The sequence below is a fragment of the Paenibacillus kribbensis genome (assembly GCF_001705305.1).
GTDB lineage: Bacteria > Bacillota > Bacilli > Paenibacillales > Paenibacillaceae > Paenibacillus > Paenibacillus kribbensis_B.
Genome location: NZ_MCBP01000011.1, coordinates 1 through 21,996, shown reverse-complemented (window position 1 = coordinate 21,996; position 21,996 = coordinate 1). Strand labels below are relative to the sequence as shown.

General features: G+C 48.9%; 20 protein-coding genes, 1 rRNA gene, 1 pseudogene and 1 riboswitch. Of the genes and pseudogenes, 4 read left to right on the top strand and 18 right to left on the bottom strand.

What is annotated here, in order from left to right:
* Position 1: 1 nt before the first annotated feature.
* The 6 genes from opp4A to BAZ21_RS18740 form a co-directional block, all read right to left on the bottom strand.
* Complete coding sequence (opp4A, locus tag BAZ21_RS18765; protein ID WP_068503981.1) at positions 2 to 1,822, bottom strand: oligopeptide ABC transporter substrate-binding protein; 1,821 nt, start codon at positions 1,820 to 1,822, stop codon at positions 2 to 4.
* Between the two features lie 42 nt (positions 1,823 to 1,864).
* Positions 1,865 to 2,770 (bottom strand): ABC transporter permease, encoded by a 906-nt coding sequence (locus tag BAZ21_RS18760; RefSeq protein ID WP_068503979.1) that lies wholly within the window; start codon positions 2,768 to 2,770, stop codon positions 1,865 to 1,867.
* A gap of 33 nt (positions 2,771 to 2,803) precedes the next feature.
* A complete protein-coding gene (opp4B, locus tag BAZ21_RS18755) occupies positions 2,804 to 3,772 on the bottom strand; it encodes an oligopeptide ABC transporter permease (RefSeq protein WP_068503977.1) in 969 nt (322 codons plus the stop codon).
* Between the two features lie 13 nt (positions 3,773 to 3,785).
* Positions 3,786 to 4,712, bottom strand: a complete 927-nt coding sequence (locus BAZ21_RS18750) for an ABC transporter ATP-binding protein (RefSeq protein WP_068503975.1) — start codon at positions 4,710 to 4,712, stop codon at positions 3,786 to 3,788.
* Positions 4,690 to 5,721, bottom strand: coding sequence for an ABC transporter ATP-binding protein (locus BAZ21_RS18745; protein WP_068503973.1), 1,032 nt, complete (start codon positions 5,719 to 5,721; stop codon positions 4,690 to 4,692). The genes BAZ21_RS18750 and BAZ21_RS18745 overlap by 23 nt, the downstream gene beginning before the upstream one ends.
* A 320-nt stretch (positions 5,722 to 6,041) precedes the next feature.
* Positions 6,042 to 7,646 carry a DUF6359 domain-containing protein gene (locus tag BAZ21_RS18740; RefSeq protein WP_068503971.1) on the bottom strand — a complete coding sequence of 535 codons (1,605 nt, stop codon included), beginning with the start codon at positions 7,644 to 7,646 and terminating at the stop codon, positions 6,042 to 6,044.
* 213 nt (positions 7,647 to 7,859) lie between these two features.
* Positions 7,860 to 7,975, top strand: a riboswitch (glycine riboswitch).
* A 211-nt stretch (positions 7,976 to 8,186) separates the two neighbouring features.
* On the opposite strand from BAZ21_RS18740, the gene sdaAB reads away from it, so the two are divergent.
* Positions 8,187 to 8,888, top strand: a complete 702-nt coding sequence (sdaAB, locus tag BAZ21_RS18735; protein ID WP_068503969.1) for an L-serine ammonia-lyase, iron-sulfur-dependent subunit beta — start codon at positions 8,187 to 8,189, stop codon at positions 8,886 to 8,888.
* Positions 8,866 to 9,765: an L-serine ammonia-lyase, iron-sulfur-dependent, subunit alpha gene (sdaAA, locus tag BAZ21_RS18730; protein WP_068503967.1), complete on the top strand. Its 900-nt coding sequence runs from the start codon at positions 8,866 to 8,868 to the stop codon at positions 9,763 to 9,765. The genes sdaAB and sdaAA overlap by 23 nt, the downstream gene beginning before the upstream one ends.
* Before the next feature lie 98 nt (positions 9,766 to 9,863).
* Here sdaAA and BAZ21_RS18725 read toward each other — a convergent pair whose 3' ends face one another.
* From BAZ21_RS18725 to BAZ21_RS18700, 6 genes are all read right to left on the bottom strand, one after another.
* Positions 9,864 to 12,200: an Ig-like domain-containing protein gene (locus tag BAZ21_RS18725; protein ID WP_068503965.1), complete on the bottom strand. Its 2,337-nt coding sequence runs from the start codon at positions 12,198 to 12,200 to the stop codon at positions 9,864 to 9,866.
* A gap of 172 nt (positions 12,201 to 12,372) precedes the next feature.
* Positions 12,373 to 13,533, bottom strand: coding sequence for a serine hydrolase domain-containing protein (locus tag BAZ21_RS18720; RefSeq protein ID WP_068503963.1), 1,161 nt, complete (start codon positions 13,531 to 13,533; stop codon positions 12,373 to 12,375).
* A gap of 16 nt (positions 13,534 to 13,549) precedes the next feature.
* Positions 13,550 to 14,011 (bottom strand): hypothetical protein, encoded by a 462-nt coding sequence (locus BAZ21_RS18715; protein WP_068503962.1) that lies wholly within the window; start codon positions 14,009 to 14,011, stop codon positions 13,550 to 13,552.
* Positions 14,012 to 14,070: 59 nt separating this feature from the next.
* A complete protein-coding gene (locus BAZ21_RS18710) occupies positions 14,071 to 14,307 on the bottom strand; it encodes a non-oxidative hydroxyarylic acid decarboxylases subunit D (RefSeq protein ID WP_068503960.1) in 237 nt (78 codons plus the stop codon).
* 40 nt (positions 14,308 to 14,347) lie between these two features.
* Positions 14,348 to 15,766, bottom strand: a complete 1,419-nt coding sequence (locus BAZ21_RS18705) for a non-oxidative hydroxyarylic acid decarboxylases subunit C (RefSeq protein WP_068503958.1) — start codon at positions 15,764 to 15,766, stop codon at positions 14,348 to 14,350.
* A gap of 28 nt (positions 15,767 to 15,794) precedes the next feature.
* On the bottom strand, positions 15,795 to 16,385 hold the full coding sequence (locus BAZ21_RS18700) for a UbiX family flavin prenyltransferase (RefSeq protein ID WP_068503956.1): 591 nt from the start codon (positions 16,383 to 16,385) through the stop codon (positions 15,795 to 15,797).
* A 186-nt stretch (positions 16,386 to 16,571) separates the two neighbouring features.
* On the opposite strand from BAZ21_RS18700, the gene BAZ21_RS18695 reads away from it, so the two are divergent.
* Entirely contained in the window at positions 16,572 to 17,519 is a 948-nt protein-coding gene (locus BAZ21_RS18695) for a LysR family transcriptional regulator (RefSeq protein ID WP_068503954.1), read from the top strand.
* Positions 17,520 to 17,552: 33 nt separating this feature from the next.
* Here BAZ21_RS18695 and BAZ21_RS18690 read toward each other — a convergent pair whose 3' ends face one another.
* The 5 genes and pseudogenes from BAZ21_RS18690 to BAZ21_RS29080 form a co-directional block, all read right to left on the bottom strand.
* Positions 17,553 to 18,737 (bottom strand): response regulator, encoded by a 1,185-nt coding sequence (locus tag BAZ21_RS18690; RefSeq protein WP_068503952.1) that lies wholly within the window; start codon positions 18,735 to 18,737, stop codon positions 17,553 to 17,555.
* Positions 18,718 to 19,341 (bottom strand): sensor histidine kinase, encoded by a 624-nt coding sequence (locus tag BAZ21_RS29785; RefSeq protein ID WP_068503949.1) that lies wholly within the window; start codon positions 19,339 to 19,341, stop codon positions 18,718 to 18,720. The genes BAZ21_RS18690 and BAZ21_RS29785 overlap by 20 nt, the downstream gene beginning before the upstream one ends.
* Before the next feature lie 2 nt (positions 19,342 to 19,343).
* Complete coding sequence (locus BAZ21_RS29780) at positions 19,344 to 19,793, bottom strand: cache domain-containing protein (RefSeq protein ID WP_068503947.1); 450 nt, start codon at positions 19,791 to 19,793, stop codon at positions 19,344 to 19,346.
* 158 nt (positions 19,794 to 19,951) lie between these two features.
* Positions 19,952 to 20,767 (bottom strand): annotated as a pseudogene (locus tag BAZ21_RS18675) (carbohydrate ABC transporter permease).
* A gap of 257 nt (positions 20,768 to 21,024) precedes the next feature.
* Positions 21,025 to 21,201 (bottom strand): hypothetical protein, encoded by a 177-nt coding sequence (locus BAZ21_RS29080; protein WP_176718176.1) that lies wholly within the window; start codon positions 21,199 to 21,201, stop codon positions 21,025 to 21,027.
* A 306-nt stretch (positions 21,202 to 21,507) separates the two neighbouring features.
* Between BAZ21_RS29080 and BAZ21_RS29075 the strand changes: the two genes are divergently transcribed.
* Positions 21,508 to 21,666 (top strand): hypothetical protein, encoded by a 159-nt coding sequence (locus tag BAZ21_RS29075; RefSeq protein ID WP_176718175.1) that lies wholly within the window; start codon positions 21,508 to 21,510, stop codon positions 21,664 to 21,666.
* Between the two features lie 186 nt (positions 21,667 to 21,852).
* Here BAZ21_RS29075 and rrf read toward each other — a convergent pair.
* Positions 21,853 to 21,969, bottom strand: a 5S ribosomal RNA gene (gene rrf, locus BAZ21_RS18670).
* Positions 21,970 to 21,996: the final 27 nt, after the last annotated feature.

The window sequence follows — 21,996 nt, the reverse complement described above, 5'->3', positions numbered from 1 at the left end:
CTTATTGGGCCACTTCTGCTTTATCCGCAGTTAACGTTATATTTGCAAATGTGTCTGCATCGTACTCCTTGCCACGAGTAATATCGTAATTGGCTACCCGATTATTCAAGGCCTCCAGCGAGTAACGGAATAACGTGGGTACTAGTGGCGCTTCCTCACTCATATATGCCTGCCACTGATTATATATATCCTTGCGATAATTGTCGTCAAAGGCTTTTAGCGAAATGCCTTCCTGCAGCAGCTTATCATTTTCTTCACTTGTAAAGCGCGAATAGTTAAAGCTGGCTCCGCGCCCATACAGCCCGCTAGGGTCTACATCTGAACCTGTACTCCATGCGCCGCCAAAAATATCAATGCCGGGGTCATCCTTTTGCACACGGTCATAGAAGGAATTGAACTCAAGCAGACGACCGTCCACCAGCTCGACATGGAGACCGACATCCTTCCAGTTCTGCAAATAAAACTTCGCCAGCGATTCGGCTGTCGCATCCCCGCTCATGGCAGCGTAATGGAGCACCAGCTCCTTGCCTTTAGGGTCCTCACGGTAGCCATCCCCATTCGTATCCACATAGCCTGCCTCATCCAGCAGCTTTTTCGCCTTGTCCGGGTCATACGCAATGCCCTTCGCATTCACATCATGATATCCCTTAAAAGCAGGCGGAATCAGAGATGTTGCCGGAATCCGAAGCCCATGATAGAGCTGCTTGCCAACCTGCTCGTTATTGAGCGCATAGCCTAGGGCCTGACGCAATGACTTGTTCGCCAGCTTGGCATTCGAGTCCATGATATTTGTACTTTTCGCCTGATCAAATTTACCCAGCTTAAAGCCTACATAGCTATAGGACAGTTCCTCCTGCCCGAGAAACTGTACATTTTTCGGGTTACTAGCGGTATTGTACCGGGTAGTTGGATAGCTGGCCCAGTCAATCTCGCCGCTTTTCAGCGCCTCGGTAATGACATTTGGGTTCACGACTTTCAGATGAAGGCCGTCCAGCTTGGGCTCACCATGGAAATAATCCTCATTTTTGATGAATTCTACAGATTCACCTGTAACCATGGATTTAATTTTGAACGGACCATAGCCAACAGGATTTTTACGGACAGGATCAGATCCCGCCATATCCTTCACGGGAATGCCCTGGAATACTTTTTTCTCCAGTGGCGTAGACCAGAGTCCCGATTTGATGGAGGGAGTGGCCTGTTTAAATTGAATCGTCGCTTCCTTCTCATTCAGCACCTTGATGCCTGCTATGGTTTTGGCCTTGCCTGCGTGATAATCCTCCATGCCCACGATATTCGTCATAAAGCTATCGTAACGTGGACCTTCGTAATCCTTGTGGCCAATGACCTCATAGGCAAAGGCATAGTCCTCCGCTGTTACAGGATTACCATCTGTCCAGTTCAGGTTGGGATCAATTTTGACAGTCACCGCTCTATTGTCGGCGGAAAAGGAAATCGTCGCTGCTCCTTTATCATCAATATTGAGGTTGGAGTCGATGGAGAACAACGAAGGGTAGAAAAATTTGAAGACTTCATAATCGGGGTTCCCATCATAAAATACAGGATTCAGAATACCTTCAAAGGGAGTATCGGACACCAGCGCATAATTGATCACACCGCCCTTGATCGGGGCCTTGTCGTTCTTCACCGCCGTTGCCAGTGCGGTCGTATCCACCTGCTTGCTATCCGAGCCGGAGCCGCCTGTACTGCCAGAGGAAGAACCTCCATTTGAAGCAGACGGCGAGCCGCTGCATGCAGCCAGGGAAAGTACCAAAATTGCAGATAGAACAGGCAAAATTCCTTTTTTCCAGCGTTTGACCATTGTAAGCTCCTCCTTATCGTTGCCCTTATAATTGAATTTCGGTTAACCCAATCGTTGTCTGGCATCTGTGGCACGTTTGAGCGCCTGACCAATGAAGTTGATCGCCAGCATCAGCACCAAAATAAGCAGTGAGGCAGGCAACCACATCCACCAGCTGTTCTGTAAAACATCCGGATCGTTGGCGTAGCTCACCAGTGTACCCAGGCTTGGGGTGGATTCCGGCAAGCCAAAGCCGAGATAGGAAAGCCCGGTCTCAATCCCGATATTTCCCGCAAGACTGAGCGTCAGATTGACGATCACGACCGAGCTGAGATTGGGCAGCACGCCAAACCAGATGATTTTCCAGTTGGGTGTGCCGAGGGTTTTGGAAGCCTGTACGTAGTCCAGCTCCCGCTCCGACAGCACCTTGGCCCGAATCAGGCGCGCTTTTCCGATCCATAGAAAGGCGGTCATGATGAAAATAAAAGACCCAATGCCACTCTTGGGAACAATGCTGACGAACACGATGACCAGCATCAAAAATGGAAGCACCAAAATAAAATCAATAATCCGCATAATGATGTTATCGACCAGCCCCCCATAAAAGCCGGCCAGCAGACCTAACGTCAAGCCAATGGCGGCGGATAGCAGCGTAATCGTGAAGCCAATCGTGAAGGAATTGCGTGCTCCAATGACCAGCTGACCGAAAATATCCCGGCCCGCCCGGTCTGTCCCCAGCCAATGCACCGAGCCTGGAGCTTCACGGATCGCACCCAAATCCACGGTTGTGACTACATCCTGATTTACAAACAGGACAGAAGCATATATAAAGATCAAGAACAGAACCACAAACGCAATGGACACCAAAGCCATTTTGTCACGTACCAGCTCGCGGCGCAGTACCGACCAACTGGATGGTGATTTGCGAATGATTTGCGATGTAAAAGCTCCCTTCACCTGTGTAGACACCTTACATCCCCCTCCTTCCTCCAGACTTGTTCACTATTCGATGCGAATGCGGGGATCAACCTTGCTCAGGATGACATCAGACAACAAGGTCCCCAAAAGTGCCAGGAAGCCGGAAATCATCACAAGTGCGTTCACAACGGAAAAGTCCCGCTGGGTAATGGACTGGAGAAACAACTGGCCGAGCCCCGGATATCCAAAGATAGACTCAAGGAAAATGTTGCCTGCAATCACTCCCGTCAGGTCGTAGCCCAAAAATGCGGCAATCGGCAGCAAGGAGTTTTTGAAAATGTGGCGGGAATAGATTTTGCCTTCCGGCACCCCTTTGGAACGCGCTGTTTTCACAAAATCCTTCAGCCGTGTGTCAATGACCTCGTTGCGTAAATACTGAATCGTAGCCGTCGTGCTGAGCAATGCGCCTGTAACCGCCGGTAAAATGAGATGATAAGACTTGTTCACGTAATACGCCCATGTCCCCGGCTCTATGCCAACATCCACGCTGCCGCTGGTCGGAAACCAGCCGAGCCTGAATCCAAACACGTACAGCAACAGCAGCGCGAGTATAAATAATGGCGTCGCAAAGCTGAGATAGGTATAGCCCACTACCGTTTTGTCCAGCAGGCTATACTGATAGCGGCCGCTGAGCACGCCGAGCGGGATGGCGATTAGATACGTCAGAATCAGAATGACCACACCCAGAAAGAACGTGTTGCCCAAACGGCTGCCAATCAGATCGGTAACACTTATTTTATGTACATAGGATTTGCCTAGATCCCCGTGAGCCAACTGGACGAGCCAGTGCCCATACTGCACCCACACCGGGTCGTTCAATCCCAGTCTTTGTCGCTGCTCCTCCAATGCTGCCGGATTCAGATTGGGTGTGGAGGTAATGAGTCCTGTCAGTGCATCCCCCGGCATGGCCTTGGCCAGGAAAAATATAAGCACGCTCAAAGCAAAAAGCTGGGGAATCATAACCAGCAGTCGGCGCAGTGTAAATTTCCACATATTCTATCCCCCCTTATGGTAGCGCGACTTGATGGGATGGGCTGACTGCTTTTAGCGCAAACGGCTTTCCACTCGCATCCAGATGTTTGGACAGCTCGGTTTTGTAGGAGGACAACAGGACTCGCCTTTTTTCAGCATTCTCCAGCCGCTTTGCAGGATCGATATTGGGAATAGTCGCAATGAGCCGCTGGGTATACAAGTGCTGTGGATGCTCATAAATGTCCTGTTCGCTCCCTTGCTCCACCAGTCGCCCACGGTACATAATGCCGATTTGGTCGCACATATGGCGGATAATCCCCAGATCATGACTGATGAACAAATACGTCAGGTTGAATTCCCGCTGTACATCCTTCATAAAATTAAGCACCTGTGCCTGTACGGAAACATCCAGCGCCGATACCGGCTCATCGGCAATGATCAGCTTCGGATTTAACGTCAGCGCACGTGCAATACCAATCCGCTGCCGCTGTCCCCCGGAAAATTCATGCGGATATTTGTAAGCCGCATCGGAGTTCAAGCCGACCTTTTCCAGCAGCATCTGTACTTTCCTCCGCTCCTCCTCACTACTCAGCCTTTCAAAATTTCGCAGCGGCTCAGCTATGACATCCAGCACCCGCTTACGCGGATTGAGCGAGGAATACGGGTCCTGAAAAATCATCTGAATGTCTCTGCGCAGCGGATGGCGATTGTTACGGCTCAGAGCCGCAAGATCCTTTCCATTAAAAAGAATCTGTCCGCTCGTCAGCTTGTTCAGGCCGATGATCGTCCTTCCAGTCGTCGTTTTTCCGCAGCCGGATTCTCCCACCAGCCCGTATATCTGCCCCGCCTCAATGCGGATTGACACACCGTCCACTGCTTTTACCTGATCCACGACACGCTGGAAAAAACCGCCACGTACCGGATAGTGTACCTTCAGATTATTGAGCTCCAGTAATGCCATAAGCAGCCTCTCCCTTTGCCTTATCTTCAAAATGAAAATGCTGATAACATGTACAGCGGACCCAATGACCGGAGGAAATTTCACTAAATTGGGGATGATCTTCATGCGCCCCCTGCCCTATCCAGGGAATACGCGGAGCAAAGCGGCAGCTATTGCGGGGAATATCCTGCAAGGAGGGAACCATTCCGCCGATGACATGCAACGGTTCTCCCTTGATATGGGAGCCCGGCATGGAAGCAAGCAAAGAACGTGTATACGGGTGCTGCGGATGTCGAAACAATTCAAAAACATCGGCGCTTTCCACAATTTCACCAGCATACATGACCACCACACGATCGGCTACTTCTGCCACAACGCCAAGATCATGCGTAATCAGGATAATGCCGCTTCCGGTCTCCTGTTGAAGCTGTTTGAGCAAGTCAAGAATTTGAGATTGGATGGTTACATCGAGCGCAGTAGTGGGCTCATCGGCAATAATCAGAGAAGGTCGGCAGGCTATGGCAATGGCGATCATCACACGCTGCCGCATCCCTCCTGACAGTTCATGCGGATACTGGGCATACACGCGCGCGGGATTCGGTATATCCACACTGTTCAGCAGTTCCAGCACACGTTCCCTTTTGTGCTTCGTGGACAGTGACGTGTGATAGTCGAGATTTTCCTCAATCTGCTTACCAATGCTCATCAGCGGGTTTAAGGCGGTTAGCGGGTCCTGAAAGATCATGCCAATGCCCGCCCCGCGGATTTTATTTAATTGCCCTAATGAGAGACGGTTCAGGTCTGTGCCTTTAAAAAGAACCTCTCCCTCTATACGCGTGCGCTCCATGTCATGCAGTTGTGCTATCGAAAGCGCCAGCGCGCTTTTGCCACAGCCGGATTCCCCGACCACAGCCAGCACTTCATTGGGGTTGACCTTCATATCCAAATGGTCGACTGCGGGGTAATATTGATCGTTGATGCGAAAAGACACTGTTAATCCTTTAATCTCCAACACAGGTTCAATATTCAATATTTATACTACCTCCATTCCCCGCGGCCTTGTCCCGCTTTATTCGCACCCTGCTTGATGTTAAACCTATCATAAACATTACACACTGTTTTTGTCGGAATAATTTGAATACATCCTATCACCAGTATATGGATATATCAATTAAGGTTATGCTATGAACATCATTGAAAAAACCAATGATCCAGCAGCAGCGCGACCTTTCTGGCACAAAATGTAATGATATAACCAACCGCAGGTTAATTTCCGTCACAAAAAACGCTTGACCCTCTAAGGGATCAAGCGCTTTTCTCGAATCGCTAACCTCGCACTCACTTCGCTGGTTATGAAGCCGCTCCATAGGAGCCGGGCTTGTACGTTTTTGGATCGTACCATTTGTAGCCTGCTGCCGGAGCAGACCAAGGCTCAGGCTGCGGTTCTGTAGAAGCCGCAGGCTCCTCGAACGGCAGAAGCTTCGTCGGCTGGTCAAGTGTCAGACCTGCCACATCGGACAGCTTCGTGTAGTCCTGCTTCCATGCAAGCCATTGGACGGTTTGCACCAGGAAGGTCGCATCGTCCACTTCCTTGAAGCCATCGTACGTCTTCTTCGACTGTCCATTTTCCTCACGCACATATTTCGGCGTGGCGTCTTCGACAGGTGAAGAATCTCCGATGAATGCTGCCTTACCCTGCCCTACCTTGGAGATAGCAGCAAAAGGCCCTTCGGCACGGCCTCCGCCGTTATAGACACCCTGGTCTACAGCATTGCCCCATTTTTTCGTGCCTACAGGGATGTAAGCAATCCCTTTAGCCTTGGTGGGATCAATAATAGCCAGTGTCGATCCGGCATGCATCGCAATTGATCGCACCCCCTTCGTAATGCCGAAAGATTGATCTGCGGCTACAAGATCCGTAGCGTTCACGTCACCAAGCGCATTGTAACGGAAACGAACACCAAAGTTCGTCGCCAGCCAGTCGGAACTGGTTAATCCCTGCATTGCTGGTGATGCAGCTTCCTCTGCAGTCATGCCTTTAGCCGGGTTGGAATAGGCCCCGCGACGGTAGCCGTTCATGACCTCGGAAGAATCCCAGCGGTTTTTGTTGCGGTCTGCGTTATAATGGTCGGAGATGAAGAAGACGCTGCCTCCGTTCTTCACATATTGCAGCAAAGCGGCCTGCTCGGATGCCTTAAAGGCAACATTGGCTTCACCGATGATGAACACATCATACTGACGGAGCTTGTCATACGTTATGGCCTGCTCTCCATAGGTAAAAGGAATGCTTCGGTTCAATTGGTCTACCGTAAAGCCTGCCTTGCGCAGCCCGCCTGCAAAATCGGAGAAGGCGCCATCAATGACCCAATCCGCAGCTCCGGCTGTCTGTGCGTGCGTATTGTCGAACAGCACCTTTTTGCCTTTTCCATCCGGCAAGGTAGTACCCGGTTGGCCCGGAGTGCCAGGATCAGGCTCGCCCGGTTCACCAGGGTTTCCCGGCTCGCTTCCGCTCACCAATTCGACAGCGCTTGGGCTTTTCACCCCGCCAAAATTGTTGTAGGCGCCAAGCGCACCCGTCACGCGGATTTTGCTGCCGATCAGCTCAGGGTGGCCTGAAAGTCCAAATTGCCCTCTGTACGCTGATGTAAGCTGCACATCCAATAGATTAGACGTATTGCGTTCATTGGCCTGATCAGCAATCAATACGTTAAAATCATTCGCAAACGGGCTGGAAAAGTTAGCCGTTTTCGATCCGGTCGCATGTCCGACGACGTAGCCCTCTACCGTCACCGTACCCCCGCTGCTTTGACGCTGGAGTGCTTCTGCCACCGTTAATGCACCCTCGGCCTTAACTTGACCGAATGGAACGAAAATTCCTATCAGCAGTGATACAATCGCTGCTAGATGCAGCATTCCTTTCAAGCGTAAACCTGTGAAGCCCAAGCCTTTTGCCATACGTTAATATCCCTCCTATTATCCATAAATGGTATTGTCCTCTATCAGATTAGCTATCAATCTTCTAATTCCTTCCTGCTTTTATCCATAATTATGTAAAATTTAATTTTTTCTAGTGAGAACGCGTTGGTTTATGTAAAAATCAACCCCTGTGATTGACAGCGGGCACGGCATATATTACGCTAAGAAATAGTTGTAGAACGGTATACGCGAATGAAGATGACGGGAGAGTCCATCCAGGAAGCCTACAGCCTGGAGGCACCGAAGGAGCAAGACGCCAGCACCCGGCTGACGGATAATCTCTCAGGTCCATGTATCGTCATCTGACGCAACTCTGGAGAGAGCGCAAGCCACCCAAGGGGTAAGTCGGTAATGACACCGCACGAAACTCTCAGGTAACGAGGACAGAGATAAGGGAAACTTCCTTATCCTGTCCTTTTTTGTGCTCACATCGTGCGTCACCATTGGGAACCGTCATATACGCGCTAAGACGCGGCAATACCATATACTATGGTACTAGAACACACAGGGGGCCACACCATGCGTTTCAAAGATGTATTTTCCATTATCGGCCCGGCCATGACCGGACCTTCCAGCTCACATACCGCAGGCGCGGTGCGGCTCGCACGCGTTGCCCGGCACTGGCTTGGCGCACAGCCCAACCGTGCCCGCATGACACTGTACGGCTCTTTTGCCGATACGTACAAAGGCCACGGCACAGATCTGGCGCTCATCGCAGGGCTGCTCAATTACGATACGGACGACAACCGCATTCCCGATGCCGAGCAATGGGCAGAACAAGCCGGGATGGCGGTGGAATTCGCCTTTAGCGGACTACCCGCTCCTCATCCTAACACGGTCCGCTTCGAGCTCTGGAAGGGTGACGATCAGCGTACGCTGCTGGGTTCCTCCATCGGCGGCGGAAGCATCCATGTCCAGCAGCTCAACGAATTTCGGGTCAATCTGACCGGGGAGCTGCCTACGATGGTGCTTCTCCACTCGGATAAGCCCGGTACATTGGGCACGGTGACTACAGCGCTCGGCGCGGCTGACATTAACATTGCCTATATGCACGTGGATCGCAAAGGCCGGGATGGTGAAGCACTTACTGCCATCGAAATGGACAGTCCTGCTACGCCTGAATTGATCGCGAAGCTGCGGTCCTTACCACATATGTACGAAATTAAAATGATTCATTTGAAAAAAGGAGCTGAGTCTGATGCGATTTGCCCATTTGCATGAAATCAGTGCTTTATGTACTGAGGAATCCACCACGATTGGCCGTCTGATGATCCAAGAGCAGGCACAGGAGACGAACACTCCTGAGGAAGAAATCTTCCGCCAAATGTCTGATTATTATGAAGTGATGAAGGAAGCCGTTCATCGCGGTCAGACGCAAGACACTGTATCCCGCAGCGGATTGACGGGCGGCGACGGCAAGCGTCTGGCCGAATATTTGCGGGCAGGCGAAACCTGCTCCGGCGATGCCTCGGCGCTCGCCATGGCTTATGCCCTCTCTGTGTCGGAGGTCAATGCGTCCATGGGTCGCATTGTCGCCACACCCACCGCAGGCTCATGCGGAGTCATCCCCGGTGTGTTCATCAGTGCGCAGGAGCGATTCGGCTGGGATGACGAGCATATGGTGCACGGCCTGTTCGCCGCTGGAGCCATCGGCTACGTGATCGCCAACAACTCCTTCATTTCCGGCGCGGAGGGAGGCTGTCAGGCTGAGATTGGCTCAGCCATCGGAATGGCCGCCGGCGCTATGGTCGAGCTGCGCGGCGGCACGCCTGAACAGGCCATTCACGCCGTAGGCCTCGCACTGAAGAACACGCTCGGCCTGATTTGCGACCCCGTCGCCGGACTCGTAGAGATTCCGTGCATCGTGCGCAACGGGCTGGGAGCTGTCACCGCGCTTGCCGCAGCGGACATGGCTTTGGCAGGTGTGCGTAGCGCCATCCCGTCTGACGAAGTCATCGACGTGATGCTGGAAGTCGGCAGCGCGATGCCGTCGAAGCACCGCGAGACCGCCAAGGGCGGCTTGGCCCAGACGCCAACCGGCAAGCGCTTGACCGAATCGCTCACACGCAGCGCATCGGTCAAGAACGCCAAATCATAGCTTTAGCTTTCCATCGCTTCTCTAAAGTAAAATCCTTCTCTAATGTAAAAGGGGCGTCCCTCAGCCATTTCCATGGCTTTTGGGACACCCCTTTTTTCTTACTGAACGTTCACCTGTACCTTCGTCAGTTTGCCTGCATATTTCACTGTAATTACCGCTTTCCCCTTGCCCTGTGCCTTAATGTTGCCGTCTTTGACGGTGGCAACAATAATTCTGGACGAGGACCAGACAGCCGGTTTGGACACATCCTTCTCTGACTCATCCACGTACGTGGCTGTAGCCGTCACTTTAGCCAGCTGCCCAACCTTCAAATTCAATGCGACTTCGTCCGTTTGCAAATATTTAAGTGTATCTACATCGACGGGTACGCTGATGACCTTTCCGCCGAACTTCGCCTGAATGTTAGCTCTACCGTAGCTGACCGCGGTAACCTGACCCTTTTTAACCGTAGCTACCTTGTAGTTGGACGTTTTCCATTCAGCTTGGGTCGTAACGTCCTTTTCTTTGCCATCACTGGATTTAACAACAATCGCGATGGTTTTTTGATCACCGGATTTCAGTGATAACGCGACTGTATCCGTTTCAATCTTTTGCGCTACGTCCACTTCCACTGTAAACGTAATGGTTTGCTTGCCATAGGAAGCTGTAATGGTTGCCTTGCCACTGCCATTCGCTTTGATCAAGCCCTCGCTAACCTCGACCACCTTCACATTGCTGGTAGTCCAGGTGGCATCCTTGGTTACATCTGTTTTTGTACCGCCACTCTTGACGCCTGTTACCTTCAGTTGCTTCGTTTCCTGGGCACCGAGCGCAATTACACGTGTGTCGGTTTCCAAACGGTCTACAAGGCCCACTTGTACGTTGATCGTCAGTTTTTTGCCATTGTAGGTGGCTGTAATAACCGCCTTACCGGCTGATTTACCTGTAATCGTTCCTTTGGATACGGAAGCAATGTCTTCCGCACTTGAAGTCCATTCCGCATCCTGTGTCACGTCTTCCTTACGCCCATCGGCATAAGTAGCAGTCAGCGTTGCCGTATAGTCCTCATTCACATCAATCGTTGCTGTTTTGGAGGACAAAGCCAGGTCACCAGGCACATTCACGGATACCTTCGCTGTGACTGTTTTACCGCCATAAGAAGCTGTGATCGTTGCCTCACCTGTTTTATAGCCTGTTACTTCACCCTTACTGACAAATGCAATATCCTCATTGCTGGACTTCCACTCTGCCTTGCTAGTAATATCCTCTTCCGTACCTGTTACGTACGTAGCGGTCAGCTTGAGCTTTTTGGTTTCCTTGGCATTCAGGCTCAGCTTATCTTCACTCAAATCCAGGTATCTGGAGGTTTCAACGTCGGTCTTGATCGAAACGGTCTTATCACCATACTTGGCGGTCACCGTAGCTGAACCCGCTCCAATTGCCATAATCGTTCCTTTATTCACCGTCGCAATTTTCTCATCGCTTGATGTCCAGGCAGCTTTATCGGTGACATCTGTTACCGTCCCATCGGGGTAAACAGCGGAAACCTGTATTTTCTTCGATTCATCCAAACGGAGGAAAATATCGGATTCGCTGGCTTTCAGCTTATTCGTTTGGTCCACATCCACTGAAATTGTAGCGGTCATGGTACCATATTTACCTGTAATCGTCGCCTTGCCCGCGCTGTAGCCGGTAATAGCCCCTTTCAGCACATCTGCCACGGCTGCATTACTGGAGCTCCACTCGGCAGACTCTGTAACATCCTGAACCGTTCCATCCGGGAATGTCGCTGTCAACTTAACCTTCTCCGTATCCTTCAACAAAAGGGAAACCTCTGATGGACTGACATCCAATCGTTTGACCTGTTCTACCTGTACTGCAATCGTTACGGTTTGTTGACCATATACGGCCTTAATATTGGCTGTACCTGCTCCCTGAGCAGTAACCAATCCGTTGACTACGGTTGCTACCTTCTGGTTATCGGAGGTCCAGGTAGCATCACCTGAAACCTGAGCTGTTGTATTATCACTGTAAGTCGCTGTCAGATCGACCTGCCCGGTGCCGTTTGAACGCAAGCTCAGGCTTTGTACACTGGATGTCAGTGCCTTAACCTTTTTCGTTACATGTACCTGCACCGATTGTATCTTATCTTTATAGGTCGCAACCACAGTCGCTTCCCCTTCGCCCTTGCCTGAGACTGTACCGTTATATACCGTAGCAATAGCTGTATTATCACTTTTCCAATCCGTACTTACGGTTACATTGGACGTCGTCCCATCCGTATAAATAGCCGTAGCCGTCAATGCAGCTGTATCTCCCTGCTGCACAGTTACCTCGTTAGAGGAAAGCACAATCTTGGAAAGCACCAAATCAGCCGCGTGTGCAAACCCTGCATATGATGTAAAACTTGAGATCAGGATGACCAACGCCAGAAAACCGGACCACCTATTCTTCAAAATTTAATTCCCTCCCATTTCAAAACTTAAAATTAAGGATTTCGCAAAATCCTTATACCTACGTTTAATGTCGACATATGGAAAAGAATAGTTTAGGCTTTAGAGAAAATTTGGTCCTTATTAACTAGAATCGGTACTGACAAAGATCAAACCGTTAAGTATAATTTCACTTTTACAAACAGCTGTAGGCTGCTGCACGAACTCTCAAATGGTGGTACTCCTCCATATTGGGATGAAGCTGGTGCATATAAACGACCGAGAACTGCTCGCTCGGATCTATAGAAACCCAAGTGCCCGCTGCTCCCGACCAGCCAAATTCTCCAATAGAGCTGTTTGCATGCCCGGCCGCTTTATCCATTAGCGTGCGCACGCCCAGTCCGTAACCATAACCTGTATGATATGAATTCGTAAAATCAGATAGTTGGGCTGTATTCAGATGATTTGTACGCATTAAATCAATGGTTTTCCCTCCCAATAGCCTCACACCGTCTACCATGCCGCCATTCGACAGCATTTGTGAAAATGTGAGGTACTCTTTGACTGTCGAATACAGACCTGCGCCTCCACTTTCATATATAGCATCTGGCTGATGATATTCATCCAGAAAACCCTCTATTTTTTCAAGTTTCCCGGTGTCTGTCCGTTGATAAACGGAGGCCATGCGTGATGCAATATCTCCACGATAACGGTAGCCTGTATTGTTCATGCCAAGCGGATCAAATATTTCATCCTTTAGAAATTGCCCTAATGATTTACCTGAAATCACTTCAATAAGACCTGCAACAAGATCATGTCCATATCCGTATAGCCACCGTGTTCCCGGCTCAAATGCAAGCGGAATCTCAGAAAGCGCTTTAATTTCTGTGCGCAAGTCATATTTCCCCTGCTTTTCCTTTAATGCTGTAATGACCTTTTGCATAGCTTTTCCTGTATCTGAAGACTCGGAAGCGTAAGGAAGACCCACACTCATATTGAATATATGCTTAATTAAAATGGGGTTCTCCGCCTTATCCACATAGGTGTATCCGTTGGGAGCGGTTTTGAATACATGCGCATCACGATATTCGGGTAAATATTCATACAAAGGCTCATTCAACAAAAATTGTCCGCGTTCGTACAGTATAAGTGCAGCCGCACATACAACAACCTTTGTCATAGAAAACAAGCGATACACTGTATCCTCAGTGATTGGTTTTCGAGCTTCCAGATCAGCATATCCGTGATACCCTTCATACAACACTTGACCATTTTGTGAAATGGCACAGCCACACCCTGCCGGCCCATTTGCTATGAATTGTTGCAATAGCTGATCTACCTTTTCAAAACGAGACATATTCATTCCTCCTGTTCTACATTAACAGTTCTGCCAACGTTTCTTTCCAGCGATTCAGCACCGCTTCCGGCTCCTTGAGCCGGACCGTAACACCTGTCACAATATCTGCGTATTGGGCCGAATCTTCTCGGGCTGCGAATACCTGTGCCGCAAACCGCTCACGCACATGCTTGGCTCCGGGCAACATCGGCAGATGCTTCAGTGACAACCGTACATAATGCGCCTTTCCGCCGATGAACACCGCAAGCGTTGCCTTCCCGGTACGGATCATGTTGCCCGTCGTGGTCGTCCCCGGCCATAATGCCAGCCGCAAATTTCCCTCGTCCAGCGCAACAATCTCACCTACGCTTATCATTGCAACGTGCGGCCACTGATCCTCCGTGATCGTCAACAGCATCATCGCTTCATGCTGCTTGTTCTCCAACGTCTTGCCGTCCAACAGCGTAAACAGCTCCTTGCCGATCCTTGGTATCTGCATAAAGTATAACCCCCTTTACATTCGGCCCATATACTCAAAATACCACAATTTACATCTGGTTACGAACGATCCTGCCTCCGTTCTGCAATCAGGGGTACATGGATCGCATTCGGAATATCCCGGGGATCAACCTTGAACGCTGATTTATACTTTGCGGGATCGGTAATGCTATCTGGTTCCGAGGTACGCCATGTGAACATACATACAGGACACAACAATACCTCCCAGGCACCTTTAACCGGCGAATGGGAAACAACTTCTGAGCGATTGGACTCACAACGGGGACAAATATGCATCTGTCAGCACTCCTTTAATTTTTTTTATTTTCAAACATATTTAACGAAGCATTTGGCTCAGCTTTTTCTCCCAATCTGCTACACCCAGCGGAGAATCAAGCGGCTGCGAATAATGACCTCGAATATCCGGTGCTACAGGTGTCGTCGCATCCAGTATCATTTTGTGCGTCATACCTGCCGGATCGGAGCCGGGGTCAAGTGGTAAAACAGACAAGCCTGGGACTATGACAGCATCATGCTTCGGATGCAGCTTGGTGGATAAAGCCCACATGACCTGCGGCAGATTGAACGGATCGACATCCTCATCCACCACAATGACCAGCTTGCAATACCCCAATCCATGCGGAGTCGTCAACGCACGCATCCCGACAGCCTTCGCAAAGCCTCCATACCGGGTTTTCGTAGAAATAATAGCGACCAGCCCATGCGTATACATGGCATTAACGGCTACGATTTCATTAGGAAATGCATCCTTGAGCTGTTGGAACAACGGTACACTTGTATTCACACCAATCATATAGTCCGTTTCCGTCCAAGGCATTCCGATGTACAAATGCTCAAAGATGGGCTGCTTACGGTGATATACACGATTAATCTGAATGACTGGCATCGCGCGACCACCGGAATAGTGGCCTGTGAATTCACCGAATGGACCTTCATACTCCCGCACGCCCGTTAACACTTCACCTTCCAGAATGACCTCGGCTCCCCAAGGCAGATCCAAGTCCGCATCCTTGGCTTTAACTACACGGTAAGGCTCCCCCTGAATGGCACCTGCCATCTCATATTCGGATTGATCGTACAACAGCGGTGTAGAAGCAGCCGTCGTAATAACAGGCTCACATCCCAGGGCAATCGCCACCTTCAAATTTTCCCCGCGTTCCTCAGCTTGACGGATATGGATCGCTATATCATGCTGAGGTACAGGCTGAATGCCCAAACGGTTTTTACCTTTCACCTGCATCCGGTATAAACCGACATTTTGCTTGCCATACGTATCCGGGTCATCCAGATCGCGCGAGATCAGAATAGCTTTATCCAGATAAAATCCCCCGTCTCCCTGGTTCAAACGAAACAGCGGCAAAATATCAAACAAATTAATATTTTCTGTAATCTCTACTTCATGAAAAGGAGCCGTTTCTTCTCGCTTCACAGGTACCGGAAATTGTTCATAGCGTCTGGCAAATTCAAAAAACTGCTCTTTGAGCGGAGTGTTCTTTGGCATTCCCATCATAAGAGCATGATTGGGCCAAGAGCCCATCACGTTCATTGCAATACGAGCATCCGTATACCCATAAATATTGTTGAAGAATAAGGCCGGTGTCTTGTCTCCAAGGTTGTTTAATGCTCTGTTTGCTGCTGCAATATCCGGCTCCGGCTTTACTTCATCGCTAATCGTGAGCAATTGTCCCTCTTTCTCCAGAGTATGCAAAAAATCACGAAAATCTTTATAGGCCATCATTCATTCTCCTTTGTTTTTCTATTTTTCAATTTTGGTGTAGTCTGGATTCAGCCTGCTTCATTCCATCCCAGCGTTTGGCTGCGGTTGTAACGATGTCGAACTGATCCAATGCGCGGAATATAATATGATCCACCATTTCTTCAATCGTTGCAGGATGGTTATAAAAGGCAGGCATTGGCGGCAGGATCGTCACGCCCATGCGTGACAGTTCCAGCATATTTTCCAGATGGATACTGCTTAATGGTGTTTCTCTTGTCATAAGCAGCAGCTTCCTTCGTTCCTTCAGCATCACATCCGCTGATCGGGTGAGCAGGTTGTCCGCCATTCCAATGCGAATGGAGGCGAGCGTCTTCATGCTGCAAGGGGCAACGATCATACCGTCTATTCGGAAGGAGCCGCTAGAAATACGCGCAGCCTGATCCTTGTACGAGTAGACCACATCTGCCATCGCCTCCACTTCCTTTACCGTGTAGCCTGTCTCATAGGGAATATTCGCACTAGCCCACGGAGATAACACAAGGTGGCTCTGGGCCCCAGCCTCTCGTAAGTGCTTCAGTATACGGATACCGAAGATCGACCCCGTCGCTCCTGATATTCCTACAATGATTTTCTTCATGTGTCCCCTCCTACACTCCATGATTCCTGTTCTCTAGCAACACTCTGATTTTTGGCAATTATATCTAATTTATCTCTGCCAAAAATTATACGCCTCTTCTGTACACACTAAAAATATATATAATATATGTAATGCATACTTTAAAAGTATTCATCTGAGGTTGTTCAGAAATGGGAGGTAGCCTAAATGGATATAAAGCATCTGCACTACTTTTGCGTCATTGTCGAAGAAGGACAAATCACAAAGGCTGCCCGAAGGCTTAACATGGCTCAGCCTCCATTAAGTCAGCAACTCAAAAATATGGAGGATGAGCTTGGCGTAAAGCTGATTTTCCGTGAAGGAAAGAAGTGGGAGGTAACCGAGGCAGGTTACGCACTATACACCCGTGCCAAGCGATTATTGGCCGAAATGGAGGATACCTGTAGAGAAATTGGTGAATTTGAAAGCAATGTCACCGGTACTCTGTCCATAGGCACTTCATCGGTCTGTATGTCTCTGATTACCGGACCTCTCAGCCGCTTTCATCAGGATTACCCGGGGGTGTACATTAAAATAGGGCATGGGGACACGCATCACCTGGAAGAACTGTTGCATCAAAATAAAGTTGATTTGGCCCTGCTCCTTCTTCCGGTAGATGACAAGTCGTATCATACGATAGAATTAGAGGAGGCTCCTTTTGTCGTGGTACTTCCTTGTGAATGGGCCGATCGCCATCCGAGTGGTGAAATCACGTTACAGGAAGCTGCCAGCTACGACCTCCTTTTAGCACGCCGAACGGAAGGACTTGGGGTATACGAGACTGTGATTCGCAAATTTCAGGAGCAGCATCTTATCCCCCGTGTAGTACTGGACTGTCCTGAAATATCGACCATTCTCTCACTTGTATCAACAGGCATGGGCATTACTATCATTCCAGACACTGGCTTGGGACGAGAGTATGGCGACAGATTTCGTACACTAGCTATTAAGGAGCCCTTCCCTTTTACCCGACCAGCCGTCGTCTGGCGCAAGGATCGTTATTTGTCCAATGCAGCTCGCAAATTAGTTGAATACCTACAAGCCGGAGCTGGAGACACAAAAAAAGACTGCCCCAGAGTAGAAACTCCACTCACAGAACAGTCATATATTACATAGACACTCACTATTCAGATCATTGTATATCCCGTCCTACTTGACTCCCTGATGTCGATACTCTGTCGGAGTCATTCCACATTTACGCCGGAATACTTGTGTAAAATGCCGCATATCCTGGTAGCCGATCCGCTCTGAAATATCAGCCAGCCGCAGATGAGGATCACTGAGCAGCCGTTTCGCCTCCTCCATCCGTAAACAAATGACATAATCCTTATAGCCTTGTCCCGTTTTTTGCTTGAACAACTGGCTAAAATAGACAGGGTTCAAAAAGACGACCGAAGCTACCTTCTCTAACGACAGCTCCTCGGTAAAATGAGCCTGAATGTATTGCAATGCCACATCCACCGTATGCATGCCTTTACGAAGACATTCACCAGTGTCCGTCGCTGCGGCTGCAATCTCCTCTGGCGTCCGTCTTAGCCTTGCTACCTCTTCAGGTATGGCTGCAAAATTATGATGAACGCCTGAGCGTGTAATTTGCAGGGGCACCTTCACATAACGTTTCAAATGAGATTCGAGCAGCGTCTCCAGCCGTGCGGCCTCCGCTTCATCCTGCAGGCGTGCAATGCCCAGCAGGCTGTGGCTGTCGAGACTGACGACAAAGCCGCTGCCTCCAGCCTCAATGAGCTCGGACAGTACGTTTTCAATCATAAAATGCTCCAGGTGCGTCTGCTTATGATCAGGCTCCATGCGAACCATGAAGAGGTGAAATTCCGGATAATTTTCGATAAAGGGCTGTATATCCAGTTCTCCCGTGTCCAGTCCAAGTGCATAGCGTTGGAAAACAGCCTCACGCAAATAGACCATATTGGATTTGAGAAGCCTGCCCTCGTTAGCCTGCTGCGATGCAACAAGCGCTTCAGCCGCCAGCATTTCAATGCATTCCAGCAGCTTCTTTTTGCCGATTGGCTTTAACAGGTAGTCTTTGGCGCCCAGCTTCACTGCTCTTTGTGCATATTGGAAGTCGGAATGGGCCGAGGTGACAACCCACTGTAGATGAGGATGCTTTCGCTTGGAAATTCGCATGAATTCCAGACCATCCATACCCGGCATCAGGATATCAGTCAATACAATATCGACGGGATACTCCGCCAGAATGCCTGCTGCTTCCTCAGTGGAAGCAGCGAGATGAATGCCGCAGGTTGGCAGAGCCTGGCCAATAGTACGCCGAATCCCCTGCCGAATCATACTTTCATCGTCAGCTATCAGAATATTCATATTTTTCCTCCTTCTGTGGTAAAGGTACACTTACAGTGACTGTCATTCCAGCCCCAGGTGTATTGGAGATCCGCAGACCGTACTCCTCTCCAAACATGTGCCGTAGCCTTAAATTTAGGTTTTGCAGGCCGATGCCTCCGGCCTGCCCGCTGCCCGTCTGCTTGCCGGGTTCTGCTAATGCTATCTGGACCATCTCCCATCGTTCGTATTCCATCCCTGCTCCGTTGTCGATGATGTGTAGGCTTAATACGCCGTCATGCTCCTCCGCTCGAACGATCAGCTTGCCACCTGTATTCGCAGTCAGCGGCTTCAGCCCATGATTCACTGCATTTTTTTCACTGACTGATGAGATACAAATCAATTCAATCAGTTCTGCAATCCGTCTTACCATATGATTGAAGGAGGTAGCCAACTGGTTGATTTCTTCATATGATTCGATGTTTACCGTATGACGGAAATTTTCCGTCTCTACTCGCTTCATTTCCCGAATGACGCGCTTGAACGGAAGTGAAATTCCTCTAGAGACGATAGATGCAATTAACGCGGACACAACGAGCACAGGTGCCACAATAGGCAAATACCTTTGCTTTTGCACCAGTTCCACGTTCAAATCCTCGCTGAATGCCACAATAAGACCAATTGATCTGCAAACAGCAATTTGGAAGCGATTACAACTCTCTTCTTACCCCGATGTGCAATGACATCATCCTCCGGTACCTGCTTCTCCAGATGTCCCAAACCCAGGGGCAGTTCAGAGGAAGTAGCCGATACAATCCGATTTTCATGACCCAACAGATACACCTGGTTATTGGTACCCAATCGCAAATTGTGAAGAGCAGACAAAACAGGACGTGGTTCAGTCTTAAACAGGGCGATACCAGTCGGCTTGTGCTTATCCAGATCATAGAGCTGCTGTCCGAACACAAACACAGATCTGGTTGCCACCTGATCAATGACAGGATGAGGACACACACCCAGCCATGCGATTTTGCCCGCTGGCTTTCGAATTTCCTTATACCATTCCGTATGTGCGTAATGAGTATCCATGATATTCATATAGTGCGATAGTTGCATACCTTGCCTGTGTCTGTGATGACATGAATGCCGATCAGATCCTCCCGCGAATAGTAGAGAGCTCCCAAAATATTCGTAATCGTGCGTTCGTTGATGTAGTAAAACGGCGCAGCATTCCTCTGTGCGCTCCTCTCGTCCGACTATCCTTTAACTGCTCCCGCTACCATGTACTTGGTAATCTTTTCGGACAGGACAAAATAAATAATAATGACTGGTAAAGCTCCCATGACTAGAAAAGCGCCAACATTACCGTAATTCACAGAATACTGGCTGACGAATGTATAGACTCCAAATGGGAGAGTCTTGAGCTTTTTGGATAAGATAAAGGTAGCAGCCATAATGTATTCGTTCCAGATATTAGTGAAAGTTAATTACACACCGTCATGATAGTTGGGATCGAGATGGGTAGGATTACACTGCGGAAAATGCGATAAATGCTTGCTCCGTCAATGTGAGCGGATTCTTCAATTTCGTGGGGAATAGACCGCATAAAGCCAGATAGGATGAAGACCGCAATCGGTGTCTGGAAAGCGATAAGGGTAAAATCAGCGAGAAAAACGTATTCAAAATATGGGCATTTTTAAACATCACCATCAACGGTGGCCATGTAGCCCGCATCGGAATCATCATTCCGATCAGAAACATGGTCAGTACAGCAGCTCCGAAGCGCTAGCGAAAACGCGTATCGCAATAAGCAGTCATCGAGCTTGGTACAATGACGAACATCATCATAGCCCCGGTCACTAGCACACTGTTTCCTAAATAACGCAGGTAGTTCCCTAATTAACAGGCTTCCTGATAGTTGTGCCACTGAGGCACTTCAGGGAGTGCAAAGAAGCTTGCGCTAAATATTTCTTCATTTCGTCTTCAACGAGTAGGTCAGTAGCTAGGAGAGCGGATACAGCTGTGTAATCATTACAATGGCTAATAGGGGAAAAAACACCGTTTTTTTTCATGACGTTCAACAGCCCCTTCTCCTTTAGCTTACCTTATTTTCGGTCCGTTTGAAACAAAATTTATCACATTTGTAAATGACAAACAAATATATTGCAAGATTTGAAACCAAGCACTACCATATCCGTCGCATGAGCCGGACCTCCCCCCGTCATCACCCAGATCAATCGAACGATTGCAAAGAACCGATAAAAGCTAATACCATGATATTCTAATTATCGGCAAAATGAGTAAAAATGTGATATATCGGCCTGCTTAATTATTTTGTATGAAGGGAGATCGGGTCTGGATTAATGTTCTGGAAGGCCATCGGCACACCCTTTGTTGAGATGTCTCCTCCCTGGTTACTTGAATTTTCCGGACTTGCGCTCCGTCCATTACAAGCTGTCAGCATCAATGCCAAGGCCCCCACCATCACAATAGCAAACGCTTTCATTTTTTAGTTCTGCCCATAATCTTCTTCCTCCTCTTGTTGAAGCATTACGCAATGGGTCCCCTATTGGTGAACACTCAATGCACACTTGTTTCTTTATTATGCTCCATATAAAAGACGTGAACAATGTGTGAACTTAAGGAGAAGGGTTTGTTTTTTTAAAACTCATTTGCGCGCTTCAAAATTTATTCATATCATAACTTGCAATTTATCTCGAACACAGGCATAATATGAATAAGCTCGTTATTTGATAATGATTATCATTATTAATGATGAATACACATAGACTTCAAAGGAGGCAGGACCACAGTGAAAGAAGTTTTCAGCAAAACCTCCCTACATATTGATGATTATTTGGATCTTCTTAATCTTGCCGTACAAGTCGGAGATAAGAAATGGCAAAAAGAAATTACACGTAAACTTCAAGCCTTAAGTGTTCTCCAGGCAGAACAAGTTGAAATAGATTAAGTGTCACTCGAATAGTGCCGTACCGTTGTTCTAAGCAAGCCTGCAAGACACAACTTTACTAAGTTACTAAGAACAAACAGGATGCTGCAAAGCTCATCGAGAACACGATAAACTTGTGTATGAACGATAAAGAGATCGGCAAAAAGAAAAAAGCACAACCCGTTAAGGGTGTGCTTTTTTTATTGTGCTTGGCAACATCCTACTCTTCCAGGACCCTGCGGTCCAAGTACCATCGGCGCTGGAGGGCTTAACGGTCGTGTTCGGGATGGGTACGTGTGGAACCCCTCCGCTATCGCCACCAAACATGAATTTGCTTCGCAAATTCTTCCG